This is a genomic window from Enterococcus sp. DIV0756 (genome assembly GCF_051710745.1).
In the GTDB taxonomy this organism is placed as follows: Bacteria; Bacillota; Bacilli; order Lactobacillales; family Enterococcaceae; genus Enterococcus_A.
In genome coordinates this window covers 159904-175027 of the sequence record NZ_JBIOLF010000001.1, presented here as the reverse complement: position 1 = coordinate 175027, position 15124 = coordinate 159904, and the positions used below count along the sequence as shown (strand labels likewise).

The window sequence follows — 15124 nt, the reverse complement described above, 5'->3', positions numbered from 1 at the left end:
AACAAACAACCCTAACACTTTTTCATTTTTTAACTCCTTTGCTCATCGGCCACCCACCGATGAGCCCTTTTTTTGCGCTCAACTTGAGATGGACGTTCACCAATCAGATGATTGATAAAAATCCCTGACTATTTTCCTATGGAGATCAATTAGCGACTTTCAGAAGTAATCGTCTGTCATCGACTCGACTTTATTTCACCCTACTTTTTTTAATCTTCTGCCAAGCTTCATTCATAAATAATTCACAACTCGCTGCTATTATATAAGCATACCAACAAACAACCCTAACACTTTTTCATTTTTTAACTCCTTTGCTCATCGGCCACCCACCGATGAGCTCCTTTTTTTTAAGACATAGGACAATAGGGTGTGGATAACGTACTTTTAAATACACAAAGAGCGTCCGATTTGATATCGGTACGCTCTTTTTACGTTTTCGATTAAACTTCTAACATTTTTTCCGCGATCAAGGCTTCTGACCCAGCGCTATTGGTTAGCCGGTCATAGATTTGCCCATCCTTCAAGAAGATGACCTCTTTGGCCGCTTGGGCAACTTTACTATCATGAGTGATCATAACGATCGTGATTCCTAATTCTCGATTGATTTGCTGAAAAATTTTGATTACTTCCGCACCCGCATTGCTGTCTAAATTCCCCGTTGGTTCATCGGCTAAAATAATTTCTGGTTGATTCATCAATGCTCGACAAATCGCCGCTCGTTGTTTTTCTCCAACCGACAATTCATGAGGAAGCTTTTCCAATAAGTGTTCAATCCGCAATATCTGGAAAAACGGCTGCATTCGTTCTTCTGCCTTTTCTGTGTCTTGTTTATCTAAGATTGCCGGCAAAAGAATATTTTCTCGCACAGAAATACTTTCCATTAAATTGAAATCCTGAAAGACAAAACCGATCTTTCTTCTGCGAATATCGGATAGTTCATCAGGAAAAAGTTTATGCGTCAATCGCTCCTCAAAAAAGACGTCACCAGTGGTCGGTGGATGCATCAAACCTACTATCTTCAACAAAGTAGTTTTTCCACAACCGGAACGACCCATGATACAGGTAAAATCGCCAGGTTCGATCAACAGGTCGATTCCCTTTAATACTTCTTGTTGACCATAGTTTTTAGTAATAGCCTTCGCGTTGATAATTGGCTTCATTTGCTTACCTCCACTTTTCAATTCTACGATAGATCAAGCCGGCAATCATTCCCCAAATGAATAAGTAAAGCCCATAATCCATTAAAAAGAGCCGCACAAATTGTAGCCATTCAGACGTCGAAAAGAAGCGCAGTCTTCCCATAATACTGATAATACCAACTCCCACTAGTAAACCAACAACTAGCGGTACGCCTGTGAATAAACCAACCTGGCACCTCAAAACACTCCGCTGTTCTTTCTGCCGCATCCCTAATTGATCTAAAAGTCTTCGCCGATTGATCAAACGTGCCTGCTCACTTTCGAATTTAGCCACCAAGATTCCGGCATTCATAAAGCTACAGGTAATTATAGTAAAGAGCAAGAGCAGTACTTGCAGATAGTTCTCAGTAAGGACATTATTTTTTTGCTGTGTTTTTTCATAGATAGGTTCGATTGTGTCATCCCAGCGCTTGTCATCCGCATATTTTTGCTTTAAAAAATTTAAGCTCCGAGCCGCTTTTTTATTTCCATTAATCAAGAATAATTGATTCGGTGATTCTTTTTTTGCTATTGACGCAAACTCTTCATCTGCAAATACCAAAATATTCTCCTGCAACCCACGTTGAAACATTCCCGTTAGTATCAACCGTTCTTGGCTTTTAATTTGCCGCATCGGAAAAATCAAATCGACATCCAGCGTATTGTAACTTTCCAAAGGGGTACCGATTCGCAAGCGTGGTCGTACACTTTGCGGGTCCCAATCGATGGGTTGTCCACGGATACTGATCGCCTGTTGATAAACTACATGCCACTGACCTTTTTTCAGCTGCAAAGGTTGTGGATTTAACCCATTGGCCTGACGCAATTGTTGATAAGTCGTTTCAGATATTCCAATATGCTGACCCTGAATAAACATAACGGGTCGAACCGTGCCATAAACTTCCCATTCCGGGTCGCCATCAACCGAAGTTACCGGAAAGAAGGGATAGCTTTTCCACAGGGCCTGTTCTTGAGTCACGCTTTTTTCAACTTGTTGAACCTCTGGCGGTTTGACCTTGGCGACCACTTCATACGGAAACAAGTTACACACAGCGGTTTGTTGAAAAGTAATCAAGCGAGGCAAAAAGAAGCCTACTACCAACGTGTGCAAAAGTGTCGCCAACATCAAGACATTGATACTTTTGTGGAAACGGTAAAATAAATCATTGCGAGAAAGCAGAAGAGCTATTTTCCCACGATTACGTTTTACATAAAAGCCGCCAATCCCGAGAAACAGTCCCCACAAAGCAATAACCAATGTACTAATTACTAACAACGTTTCCGCTGATTTCCGCCGATGGAACCACCAAAAGGTGATAGCTAGCGCCAGCACACCAATAAATAGAAATAACGGGGTTAAGCGCTTGTTTGGCTGGTCTGGTTTTGTTTGTACCCGCGGTCTAAATTGAATCAAACGTAGAATTTTCTCCTGATGAAAGGCCATCCCTAAGATCACTAACCCTGCATACAGTACTATTGCCCAACCAAAGCTAGCAAATTCTCTAGCAATCAGCACACCAGGAATCCCTCCAAACAAAACCCCTGCTAAAGCGCAAAAGCTAAACTCTTCGATCAGCATTGTAAGAAACGTCCGTTTGCGAATCCCCAGCTGAATGAATAGTTCCATATGCTTCGCTTTAAAATCAATGTACAGGCTATCCATAAAAGAGAGAAACAACAGAAGCAGCAATAGCAGTACGCCGCCAGACTCGATAAGAATACGCAAGAGTCCTGTCTTATCAAAAATCGTATTCTGGGTATGAGTATCGCTAAATTCACGATAGGTGAAAAAAAGAAGCATTAGGGCGAAGAAAACTAAGGCATTCGCAAGAATCAGTAAAAGATAATTTTTACGATAAAAGCGAAAATTTTTACGAATAACCTGATGAAACGCTGGAGGGTATTTTCCTGGAAAAGCCAAGCGTCGTTTTCGGTCTTCATTGTATTCCTTCTCAATTTTTTGCGATGCGGCATAGTTCTGATCGCGTTCGATCTTGTCGTCTAAATATCGATTCAACAGAAATTCCAACGCGCCTACAATAAGAAGCGAGACTAACCAAATACTACTCGAGTAAAACTGAATGAAAATAAAATAAAAGAACATAGTGAAATAAAGCCAAGCTGCCTTGGCAGATTGTAAAAAAGGGACTTGCCGATGTCCGGTGAGTAATAGGCTGTCCAGTACATAAAGAAACAGCAACAGCATAAAAGCACCTGTTCCTACCATGACACCGATTCCCGCAGAAAATTCTGATTGCCAGAAATGTAGAAAGTTTCCGCTGATTAAACTGCGAACCCACGCTTCAACTAAACTAAACCGTTGATTGATGCCTCCAACTATTTTTAAAAAGAGCCCAATTAATAGCATTCCATAACCTGCTGTCATAGAAATACGATTCATTCTTTTTTGCATGATTCCATCCTCATTCCCCTTCTTCTACTTATTATCATATCAGAAGGAATCAACAGTGGAAGCGTTTGTTCAAATTTCTTTGATCTACTAAATTTTACGCAAAAAAAGGTACTCCATCATGGAGTACCTCGTAAATAAACTTATTTTTTATGTGTTTCAAACAATGGACTAACCGGTTTGTTTTCATGGATTCGTTTAATTGCATCACCCATTAACTCGCCAACACTGATTTCATCGATCTTATCGATTTTGCGTTCATCAGACAAGTAGATAGAATCCGTAACAACTAAATGCTCGATCGCTGAATCTTGAATCCGTTGCATTGCTGGACCTGATAAAACAGGATGTGTACATGAAGCGTAGACTTGTTTCGCACCAGCTTCTTTTAGCGCATTCGCAGCTAAAGTGATTGTACCGGCAGTATCGATCATGTCATCGATGATGACACATGTTTTGCCATCGACTTTACCAATGATATTCATGACTTCTGCAACATTTGCTTTCGGACGGCGTTTGTCGATAATTGCGATTGGTGCTTTCAAGAATTCGGCTAATTTACGCGCACGCGTTACCCCACCATGGTCAGGTGAAACAACCACGACATCGTCACCGCAAATTTCTTTTTCTAAGAAGTAATCGGCAATCAATGGCGCACCCATTAAGTGATCCACAGGAATATCAAAGAAGCCTTGGATTTGAGACGCATGGAGATCTAAAGTCAATAGACGTGTTGCACCAGCTTTTTCGATCATGTTTGCAACAAGTTTAGCAGTAATTGGTTCCCGTGCACGTGCTTTACGATCCTGACGGGCATAACCGTAATAAGGCATTACGACGTTGATTGTTTTTGCACTCGCACGCTTCAAGGCATCGATCATAATCAAAAGTTCCATCAGATTATCATTTACCGGACTACTTGTTGACTGAACGACATAGACATGACAGCCACGAATACTTTCTTCAATGTTTACTTGAATTTCGCCATCACTAAATTGGGTAACCGAACTTTTTCCTAATTCAACACCAACTTCTTCAGCAATTTTCTCAGCTAGGGGACGATTTGAATTCAAAGCAAAAATTTTCAATCTTGGATCAAAATAATGTTTCGACATGGGGACCTCCACTTTCTTTTTAACATACGCTACCGATTATATACCATTTCAAATAAAATACTAGTCATTTCCATTTAAGAAATCAAGAGATTTCCCTTAAAATGGCAAACGACTCGCATAACCTGCTTTGTTAACTTGACGAGCACGAGCGATTGCCATATCGCCTTCAGCGATGTCGTCAGTAATCGTCGACCCTGCTGCAGTCGCACTGTTATCAGCAATATTGACAGGAGCAATAATGTTTGTGCCAGAACCAATGAAAACATGATCCCCCACATTCGTGTGATGTTTATTCTTACCATCGTAATTAACAAAAACAACACCACAACCAACATTGATATCTTTTCCAAGTGTCGCATCTCCAACATAGGTTAAGTGCCCCACTTTAGTATTTTCTCCGATTGTCGCTTTCTTGATTTCTACGTAATTCCCGATATGAGCATTTTCACCAATATCTGCCTTCGGACGCAAGTGTGCGTGAGGACCAACGTCGGCATTTTTCCGCACGATGGCTTCTTCAATAACTGATGATTTAATCTCTACATTGTCTTCAATCGTACTATCGACAATTTTTGAGTGCGCACCGATAATACAATCGGAACCAATCACTGTATTTCCTTGAATTTGCACACCTGGTTCAATAATTGTATCCGAGCCAATTTCAATGCCTGAATCAATATACGTCGTTGATGGATCAATGAAGGTTACTCCGTTGACCATGTGTTGGCGATTGATTCGACGACGCATGATTTCATTCGCATTAGCCAAAGCGATACGGTCATTCACGCCCAAGGATTCTTCAAAATCCTCTGTTTGGTAAGCCGCAACAGTTTGACCATCATTTTTCAAAATTTCAACGATATCCGTTAAATAGTATTCACCCTGTGCATTGTTAGTGCCGATTTTTTCTAGCGCCGCAAATAACTGTTCGTTATCAAAACAATAGGTTCCTGTATTGATTTCTTGTGTGCGGGCTTCTTCTGGTGTCGCGTCTTTTTGTTCAACGATCTTTTCTACAATCCCTACATGGTCGCGTAAGATTCGGCCATAGCCTGTTGGATCTTCTGCATGAGCAGTCAAGATCGTCGCACTGGCTTTTTTTCCTTGATGGTAATCAAATAAATTGTTCAACGTTTGTGTTGTAAGCAGCGGAGTATCCCCACTGATAACCAACGTTGTTCCTTGTTTCCCTTTCAAGAACTCTGCAGCTTGCATCACCGCATGCCCCGTTCCAAGCTGCTCCGCTTGCAGTGCATATTGGCTGCGATCGCCTAATTGTTCTTTGACCATTTCTGCGCCATGTCCAACGATCGTCACGATATCCGTCGGCTGTGTTTCAACAACACGTTCGATAATGTGTTCTACCATCGGCTTTCCAGCAACCGGATGTAAGACTTTGTATAATTTTGATTTCATACGGGTTCCCTTACCCGCAGCTAAAATAATCGCATAACGATTTTCCAAAAGAAGTCACTCCTATTTCGTTTTAATGTATTCATTTTTTCGAGAAAAAATGAGTTTGTTCCTCAACACGTATATCATTCCACTAGTATACTAAAAGTGCGAAGTGGAACTGACATCCTCATTCATGTTAATGAAATAATTTTTTAAAAAAATTATCCCTGATGTTCATTCCGTATATCATTCTACTAATTATATTAAAAATACAAAGTAGATCTGACATCCTATTTCGTTTTAACTCTATCATTTATATTTTAAATTCCGTTATCCATTTTACTAGCCAGACGTAAAAAAGGCTAGCTCATTAGACTCTCCCCAAAAAAAGAATTTGAAAAGAGTCGTAAAAACCTAGCTTTTTAGTCCGCTATTTATTGAAGCAATTACCTGGTACGACACTAATCGTTTTTGTACTGGTATCAACATCCTGTACAAATAATAAGGAATTGTAATCGTCAATGGCACGTTCGCCCTTAAATTTAGATTCAGCAAATACAGTGATTCCTACAAGCTCTGCTTCAAATTCTTCGATCAGGCTCTTCATACCGTTAACGGTTCCGCCGCCCTTCATGAAATCGTCCACGATTAAAACTTTTGAACCGCGCTTCAGACTGCGTTTTGACAGCTCCATTTTTTCAATCCGTTCAGATGAACCCGAAACATAGTTCACACTAACTGTTGAACCCTCGGTTATTTTTGAATCACGACGAACAATGACAAATGGCGCGTTCAAATAATACGAAACTGCTTGAGCGATCGGTACGCCTTTCGTTGCCACCGTCATGACAGCATCCACTTTTTTATCTAAATATTGTGCCGCAATAATCCGACCAACTTTACGTAATAAGTCAGGCTGACCCAACATATCAGATAAATACACATAGCCGCCTGGCAATAAACGATCCTCTTCCGACAAACGTTCCGCCAAAGATTCAATATATTCTTGTGCATCTGCATCAGTAATACTCGGTGTAAAGACAACCCCACCAGCAGCTCCGGGAATCGTTTCTAAGAATCCAGTCCCCCGTTCCTTGAAGGTTTTCTTTACAATCGCCAAGTCTTCACTGATAGAAGATTTTGCTGAGCCATAGCGAGCCGCAAAAAAAGTCAATGGGATCAGATCATGTGGATGATCCAACAAATATTGTGTCATGTCGATTAATCGTTCACTTCGACGCACTTTCACGTAATTCACTCCAATTTGAATTTAATGTATTTTTTCCTGATGAAAATTTTATGATACCACACGCATATCCTCTCTCTGCTTGCATGGAAGAAAAGAGCTGACAGCCTATTCTGATTTATCGTTTCCCATTATAAGGGTTTAGCCAATAAAATTCGAGCATTTTCTTGTTTTAAAGTAAAAAAGTTCGGTATTTATTAATTATTTCGCAAAAAAAGAGGAAAAGCCTTCGCTTTCCTCTAATTTTGTAACTGTTTTCGTTGAAGGAAAATCCGCAACTGACGGATTCCGTTGATTACTAAGAACAATAAAATGAAGCCCAGAGTAATCGTTGCACCAGAAGGAGTGTCTAAATAGTAAGATCCGGTCAGTCCACCGATCATTCCGATAAAGCCGACAAGTACACTAACTAGAATCACGATGTTAAAACTTTTCCCTACTCGCATACCGATCGCCGCCGGCAGTACCATGATGGCTGAGATTAGTAAGGCCCCAGCAATTGGAATCATAATTGCGATAGCTACTCCCGTCACCACATTAAAAATCATCGACATCATGCGGACAGGCAACCCATCAACAGCTGCGATATCTTCATCAAAGGTCAACACATACATAGGTCGTTTAAATAGTAAGAATAGAACACCAACTAAAACGAAGAGAATCCCTAAAAAAATAACCTGCTGCCAAGTAATCGTTACAATCGAACCAAATAGATACGATTGGATACTAACTGCCGAATTTCCCGGTGCCAAACTCATTAAGACCAAGGCGATGGCTAATCCGGCGGCCATTAAAATGGCGATGGAAATTTCTGAATAAGAACTGTACATATTTTGCAAATACTCCATGATAATCGCAGCAACGACCACAACTAACAGTGTCGTACCTGTTGGATTTAAATTCAAGAAGAACCCTAACGCAACCCCTGCTAGCGAGACGTGGGACAAAGTGTCTGCCATCAATGATTGACGGCGAATGACAAGAAAGACGCCCAGCATCGGTGCGATCCCTGCAATAAAAATCGCGGCTAGGAAGGCCCGTCTCATGAATTCATATGAAAGCAACGCCATTTTGAGTTCTCCTTTCGCACCAGTCGAATGTGGCGATCAATATATTTTTTCGTATCCTCGTGATCGTGGGTGATCATTAAGATACTCTTGCCGTGCACATGGGCACTATGCCGCAACAGATTATAAAAATCATTACGGGATTTTTCATCCATTCCAGTCGTTGGCTCATCCAAGATAAACAGATCCGGATCTTTGGCAAATAACCGCGCTAAACTGATCCGCTGCTTTTGACCGCCAGATAATTCGCCAACCTTCTTATGACGCATGTTCCACATATCCACTGACTCCAACGCTTTTTGCACGTGCTCATGGTCGCGGTCAGATAGCTTCTTGAACCACTTTCCTTGAGGGTAGCGGCCAGACTCCACCAACTCTAAAACAGTGCTGGGAAAGCCGGCGTTGAAGGAGGCCACCTGCTGTGGAATATAGCCAATGCTTAATTTTTTCCCTGCGGCATTTTTCTTTGCGATCATAACTTTTCCGCTGCTTGGCTTTAATAGCCCTAATGTCGCTTTGATCAATGTCGATTTTGCGGCACCATTTTCTCCAGTCAAAATGACAAACTCACCAGGGTCTACGTGATAGGACACGTTTTCTAATACGGGTTCGTTGTCATAATAGAATGAGAGGTCTTCCACCTCGATATACGACATTTTTTTTCGCTCCTTTTACTAATGAATACTTTCCTTCAATGCAGTTAAATTCTCACGCATCACAGAAAGATAATTTTCTCCATCTTTGATTTGCTTATCTGTCAAACTTTCTAGCGGATTCAAAACTTCCAATTTCACACCAGTTTCTTTAGATAAGGTTTCAGCAACTTTTGAAGAGGCATTTTCTTCAAAATAAATGACCTTTACTTGATGATCATCAACATAGTGCTTCAGTTCGCTCAAACGACTTGGCGACGGCTCTTGGTCAGGCGAAATTCCCGCAATCGCTTCTTGCGTTAAGCCATACTGATTAGCTAAATAGCCAAAAGCCGCATGCTGCGTCACAAAGGTTTTATTTTTCGCGTCTTTAAATGCTGTTTGATACTCTTCGTCTAATGTTTTTAATTCCTTAATATACTCTGCGGCATTTTTTTCAAACGCTGTTTTGTCCTCTGGATATTTTTTGCTTAATTGATCCCGGATTGTTTCGACTTCTTTGATTGCCAAAGCTGGATCTAACCAAACATGGGGATCTAAATCATGGGAGTGTCCATGTTCCTCATGCTCTTTTTCATCATGATCGTGTGCTTCTTCGTGATCGTGATCGGCGCCTTCCATTAATTTGATATCTTTAGAAGCTTGAATGATCGCTGTTTTTTTCGTATCAATCGTATCCGTTAAATTATCTGTCCACGTCTCTAGCTCTGGGCTATTGTACACAAACACATCCGAATCAGAAATTTTTGCCAAGTCCTTGGCAGAGGGTTCAAAATCATGGGGTTCAGTCCCAGCAGGAATCAGCAATTCCACCTCGCCTTTATCTCCCACCACTTGTTTAGTGAATTCATACATTGGGTAGAACGTCGTCATCACCTTAATCTGATCATCCGATGATGCTTCCTTTTTTTCTGATCCGCCACAAGCAGTCAGCAAAACAGATAGTAACACAGTTCCTATTAAAAGTAGCCCTTTTTGGATCTTCATCTAGCTAAACACCTTCTCTTCTCGTTTTAAGACAAAGATTAATTTAACAGATGTTTTTCTATCCGTCAACACAAAACGTAAAAATTACGATTTGTATCGAAATAAGACCGATAAACCGTAATATAAATGACTTGGTATTCATATGAAGAGAAGAACCTGTATCCGATTAATTCTCTATTTCATGTTATTTTATCCATCCCTTTGTTCTCTTTGCAACAACCATGAGACCATTATAGTATCCTTGAATGACTAAAGAAGACTCATTAGGTAGATATTAACCGCGAAAAGCTATGAAAGTGACTCCGACAAAAAACACCTTTCCGCAACTGGGAAAAGTGCTTTTTCTACTTCAATGTCCGTACTAAATATACCTCATCGCAGAAACCCTTCAACGCATTGAATACATGCTTCGCGCGTGAGTATTTGTGGCACAGCGCATAGACAGTCGGACCACTGCCGCTCATCATTGCAGCATCGGCGCCATATTTCAGCATGCGATCTTTCAGTTGTTGGATGATGGGATGCTTTTTGATCGTCACAACTTCCATCGAATTGCCTAAGTTTTCGGTCATCTTCTGGTAATCATTTTCTTCGATCGCTGAGACCAGTGCTTGAATGTCAGGATGGTATAAATCCTCCATCACAATCTTAGCAAAAATTGTGCGTGTGGAAACACTCATCCGCGGTTTAACCACTACTACCCAACACTGCGGCATGGGGGCAATCGGGGTCACCTTTTCTCCAAAGCCTTCAACTAATGACGTTTGACCGTAAACACAATAGGGAACATCCGAACCAACCTCAGCCCCTAAGCTCGCTAATTCTTCGATCGATAAGCCCAAATCCCATAAACGATTGACTGCACGTAAAGCCGCGGCCGAATCCGTCGAGCCGCCGCCTAAACCGGCCGCAACTGGAATTTCTTTATGAATTTTAACCCGCAAGCCCTGTTTTATATCAAAGCGCTCCTTGACTAATTCCAGCGCTTCATAAACATGATTCTTTTTATCGGTGGGTAAAAAAGCCTTATTGGTCTCAATGATGATTTTATTTTCCGGAATCTCTTCCAAATACAAACGATCCGCTAAATCGATGCTGGCCATAACCATCGCCAACTCATGTAAGCCATCTGGTCGTTTGCCTAAAATATCGAGGCCCAAATTGATTTTCGCTGGGGCTTTCTCCATAATTTCCATTTTCTCACCCGTTCAAATTTTTCACTAGACGATTCTATCATAGCCCATAACAAATGTATAGATAATTCATTCTAGCATAGGCACCCTAAATTAGTTGAATAATTCCACCTAAGGCTTTACCATGAAAGAAAGAACAATGTTGCAGGTGTGGAAGAAACAATGACGAATTAGGAGGAATGCTTTATGAATCTACTGCCAAAAAATAATTGGTTAGATGGAGAAGAATTGGTTGGCAAGCTGATGAATACGTTTTGGGATGACCGAAAAATGAGCGTCGACATTCGCGATATGGACGATCACTATGAGATCAAGGCTGACTTACCAGGCTTTGAAAAATCAGAAATTTCCGTGAACTATACGAATGAGATTCTTTCGATTGACGCAGAACACACAAGTGAAAATGAAGTGAAGGATGATGGTCGCTTTGTTCGCAGAGAACGTTCCAGCAGTGCCTACCATCGCCAATTTGTAGTGAAAAATGTGGACGAAGAAAAGATCAGCGCGAAATTTGAAAACGGTGTGCTGACATTAACGCTTCCTCGGACAGATTTTGAAGAAAAGAAAGGCAAAGCGATTACGATCGATTAGCTTTGGATAAACGAAAAAGACGAGCCATTGCGGCTCGTCTTTTATACTTCAATCATTTCTTCTGAAATAGTCACACCTTTATTCTTCCCGCGGCCAATCAAATACAGCAATTGCAAAGCGGAGAATAAGAAGCTGCTGTTCTTCATGTAAGCAAAATACCTTGGTCGCCAGCGATCGACATAAACCGTCTTTTCTTCTGCCACTTGTTGGAACGCGTAAATCGAATGACCATATTTATAGATCAAGTTCATAATTCGTTCACCTAAAAAGGCAAAGGATGTTTCACCAACTTTTGCTAATGGCGCCATCCCTTGGTACACTTCCCGATACCCTTGACGTTTCAACTCATCCATCAGATGCAGCTTTAGAAAAGTGGGCAGCTCATTGGGAACATCATTTCGAAAACGCAGAAGATCAAACGACGCTTTTTCCTGATTGATCGGCTGTTCAGTGATAAATCCAACGATCCGATTTTGCGGATCACGAGCAATACCTACATTACTCGTTTTAATATAGGCTCGATCAAAACGGCCTACCGAGAAACATTTTTCCTTTTCACCGTTCAACCATTCATCTGAGATTTCCTCTAGCTCATCAAAAACCTCGTCTGGCAGTTTTTCAAAATAAATAAATTGATATCCTTCATTCGTCAAACGTTTAAATTCAAAACGATCCGAGAACACATCATGCTTGTGACGAGTAAAGTCTGTGACCCCTGTCTCACCAATCTTGTCAAAGTGAAAACCCAGATCATGCAGGAGCAGCACATACTCTTCTGATATTTTATAAAAGGCTAACTGATAGCCTAGCTTGTCCACATGCTCCATAAAAGCAAAAGTCGCCGCCTGCCATTTTTCAGGATTGCCTACAGGATCGCCTAAAACAAAACATTTATTGGCTCTAGTCTGAAAACCAAAGACGATTTGATCGTTGCCATTTTCTTGATAATAGAAATAATGATAGCCTGAAGCACGCAGATAATGACTAGCGGGTGTCCCGCCATAACGATTAATCAAATAGTTGAAACGTTTTTCGTCCCAAGCAGCACCAAGCTTCGTATGGCTTTGAGTCAAATATTGGTAAAGGATTGCTAAGCACAAAATTGACAAGATCAAACCAATGAGGCCGGAGAACCAAATCTCCTCTGACGGGAAGGCGAAGTATTTCGTTGATAACCGTTCCGTACTCCAAATCTGACCACTATGGTAACCTGCCACGGCATAGAAAATGAAAAGCAACCCAAATAAAATGCCATCAAAGACCAAGGCGCCCCAAGAATAAACAAAGCGTTCCCGATAAAACTCGCGCCGTGACATCCAAACGATCAGTAAAATTACCACATAAACGACGATCAACCGAACTGATGCCGTTCGTGCCACCGTATTAACGATACCAAAAATCAATAATAAGATCGTTGGCCAGAAGGCTCGTTTTACCTTTTGCGAGATGCCACGGGCAAAGCCCAAAAGCAAGAAGCCAATCAAGAGGTTCAATGTCTGATCCAGAAAATCAAAGGAAAACGGTAATAGTACTTGGAATAAACGACTAATATTCGATAAATTCGTCAGTGTAGATAATAAAATCATCATGATCCCTGCAAAATAAACAGCACTGACCATAATCACGTGTGCGGCTTTTTGCGAAAGCACCCGCGGTAAATTGTCAAAGTAGCGATTCATTTTGACACTGGTATTGGTCAAGAAGATCACGATTCCGGTAATAAAAGGGAGCAAATAATAAAATATCCGATAAAATAAAATCCAAACAACCGCGGTGCTCTGATTCAATCCCAGGTGACCTAAACCCAAGATCATCATAACATCAAACGTTCCGGCACCGCCGGGTACCATCGTCAGCATCCCTAGACCAGTCGCAATCACAAACATCGGATAAATATCACCAATATTCAATTTCACGCCCATCAAGTAACCAACCATTAAAAAGACTATCAGAGCACCCAACCATTGTCCCAATGATGCCAGATACAATTCAAAAATTTGTTTCAAACGAAACTCTTTAAAAATCGTGCGGCGACGACTATACACAAAAATAAATAAAAGCGGCGCAAAGGCTCCACCTGCTAGCAACCAAAAACGATAACGCACAAATGGATTCTGTGTTCGAAAAAAGATTAAATCCAAAGACGTGATGAATGCCATAATCGACAGTCCCGCCAGCATAAAGATCGCGATCTTCGAGATCACAGCTAGAACCTTTTTCTTTTCCAAACCCTTACCATAAAAACTCGAGCGTAAACTCACACCCACCACACCGCCAAAACCGGCTAAATTGTTGATCGTGTTCGTGGTCCAAGCTGAAACCAGCCATTCTCTAAAATTCATCCGCGGACGTCCGCCCGCTTCAAGTATGGTAATTGCCACATGATCATATAACAGCATGGGAAGAACACCACAAAGGCCGATTCCCAACATACTTAATAAGGCAACTTGATCTTGTTCTTTGATCGTTTGCCAAACGGTTTGCCAGCTCATCCCATGGGCGATATTCTTCACTTGATTCGCAACGAAAAATAAAACAATCCCAAAGAAGATGATTTTAAGCAAGGTGGCGTGCCGTTTGAACCAGCGACTAATTGTCGTCATCCTTCTTCTCCCATTCTTTCTTTTCTTGTACTCTATTTTAAATGAATTCTTGTTTTGAAGCTATCCTTTTAAAAAACGGTTGTTTATTTTTTAATAAATCATTTAGCCTCTTCTTTAGCCGTAGAAATTTGAACGCTAAAAACAATGAGGACCATCTAATGGAATTTACACTTCGGAATAAATTCTCCAATGCTTAAGGACTTTGAAAACTTTGTATCAATGATTTTGTTATTCTCCGCTTGTAGATTACTAAATCGGTAAATACTGGAAAAAATTTCACTGTTGGCGTATCTTGTGATCATACTCCTAGTCAACAGATTAGGCAAAACCTTCGAAGTTATCTTTGAGTAGGAAAAGAAGGAGTGAAATGTCATGCCAAAAATCCCCTGGTTTGCTGGAGGAAAAGACCGCGGCGATCAAGCACAAGCAATTATTTCAGAATTACTGAAAGACTTAGCGAATGACCCAAACTGCCAAGCACTAACAAAAGTACTTCTTACTTCTCAAACAGAATTAAGAAAAAAAGAACGTTCAGTTCCTTTTATTTTAAGTCGAATGAATTTAGAAATCTCCCGCAGCCTAAAAAAAGAGGGGCTAAACTTGACTGATGAACAATCGCATAAATTGAAACAATTAGCCGACCTATCAAGCATCCGCTATGGCTATTAACCATTTTTTTACCTAAC

At 40.9% G+C, this 15124-nt stretch carries 12 protein-coding genes; 2 read left to right on the top strand and 10 right to left on the bottom strand.

Annotated features, from left to right (window positions below; translation table 11 throughout):
- Positions 1–440: 440 nt before the first annotated feature.
- The 9 genes from IGI44_RS00845 to ispE form a co-directional block, all read right to left on the bottom strand.
- Positions 441–1160, bottom strand: a complete 720-nt coding sequence (locus tag IGI44_RS00845) for an ABC transporter ATP-binding protein (RefSeq protein WP_438785877.1) — start codon at positions 1158–1160, stop codon at positions 441–443.
- A 4-nt stretch (positions 1161–1164) separates the two neighbouring features.
- Positions 1165–3591 carry a hypothetical protein gene (locus IGI44_RS00840; protein WP_438785876.1) on the bottom strand — a complete coding sequence of 809 codons (2427 nt, stop codon included), beginning with the start codon at positions 3589–3591 and terminating at the stop codon, positions 1165–1167.
- Between the two features lie 140 nt (positions 3592–3731).
- Positions 3732–4703: a ribose-phosphate diphosphokinase gene (locus tag IGI44_RS00835; protein WP_010747250.1), complete on the bottom strand. Its 972-nt coding sequence runs from the start codon at positions 4701–4703 to the stop codon at positions 3732–3734.
- 96 nt (positions 4704–4799) lie between these two features.
- A complete protein-coding gene (gene glmU / locus IGI44_RS00830; RefSeq protein WP_438785875.1) occupies positions 4800–6167 on the bottom strand; it encodes a bifunctional UDP-N-acetylglucosamine diphosphorylase/glucosamine-1-phosphate N-acetyltransferase GlmU in 1368 nt (455 codons plus the stop codon).
- Between the two features lie 361 nt (positions 6168–6528).
- Positions 6529–7347 carry a pur operon repressor gene (gene purR / locus IGI44_RS00825; RefSeq protein ID WP_438785874.1) on the bottom strand — a complete coding sequence of 273 codons (819 nt, stop codon included), beginning with the start codon at positions 7345–7347 and terminating at the stop codon, positions 6529–6531.
- Between the two features lie 236 nt (positions 7348–7583).
- Complete coding sequence (locus IGI44_RS00820) at positions 7584–8414, bottom strand: metal ABC transporter permease (RefSeq protein WP_438785873.1); 831 nt, start codon at positions 8412–8414, stop codon at positions 7584–7586.
- The gene (locus IGI44_RS00815; RefSeq protein ID WP_438785872.1) at positions 8387–9067 is read right to left on the bottom strand and encodes a metal ABC transporter ATP-binding protein; all 681 of its coding nucleotides are present in this window, start codon (positions 9065–9067) and stop codon (positions 8387–8389) included. Before IGI44_RS00815 ends, IGI44_RS00820 begins: the two co-directional genes overlap by 28 nt.
- Positions 9068–9085: 18 nt before the next feature.
- Positions 9086–10051, bottom strand: coding sequence for a metal ABC transporter substrate-binding protein (locus IGI44_RS00810; RefSeq protein WP_438785871.1), 966 nt, complete (start codon positions 10049–10051; stop codon positions 9086–9088).
- Positions 10052–10395: 344 nt separating this feature from the next.
- Entirely contained in the window at positions 10396–11247 is an 852-nt protein-coding gene (gene ispE / locus IGI44_RS00805; RefSeq protein ID WP_438785870.1) for a 4-(cytidine 5'-diphospho)-2-C-methyl-D-erythritol kinase, read from the bottom strand.
- A gap of 183 nt (positions 11248–11430) precedes the next feature.
- Here ispE and IGI44_RS00800 point away from each other — a divergent pair, with 183 nt between their 5' ends.
- Complete coding sequence (locus tag IGI44_RS00800) at positions 11431–11835, top strand: Hsp20/alpha crystallin family protein (RefSeq protein ID WP_438785869.1); 405 nt, start codon at positions 11431–11433, stop codon at positions 11833–11835.
- Between the two features lie 41 nt (positions 11836–11876).
- On the opposite strand, the gene mprF is transcribed toward IGI44_RS00800, so the two are convergent.
- Positions 11877–14438, bottom strand: a complete 2562-nt coding sequence (gene mprF, locus IGI44_RS00795; protein ID WP_438785868.1) for a bifunctional lysylphosphatidylglycerol flippase/synthetase MprF — start codon at positions 14436–14438, stop codon at positions 11877–11879.
- Positions 14439–14810: 372 nt separating this feature from the next.
- On the opposite strand from mprF, the gene IGI44_RS00790 reads away from it, so the two are divergent.
- A complete protein-coding gene (locus IGI44_RS00790) occupies positions 14811–15107 on the top strand; it encodes a bacteriocin immunity protein (RefSeq protein ID WP_438785867.1) in 297 nt (98 codons plus the stop codon).
- Positions 15108–15124 lie beyond the last annotated feature (17 nt).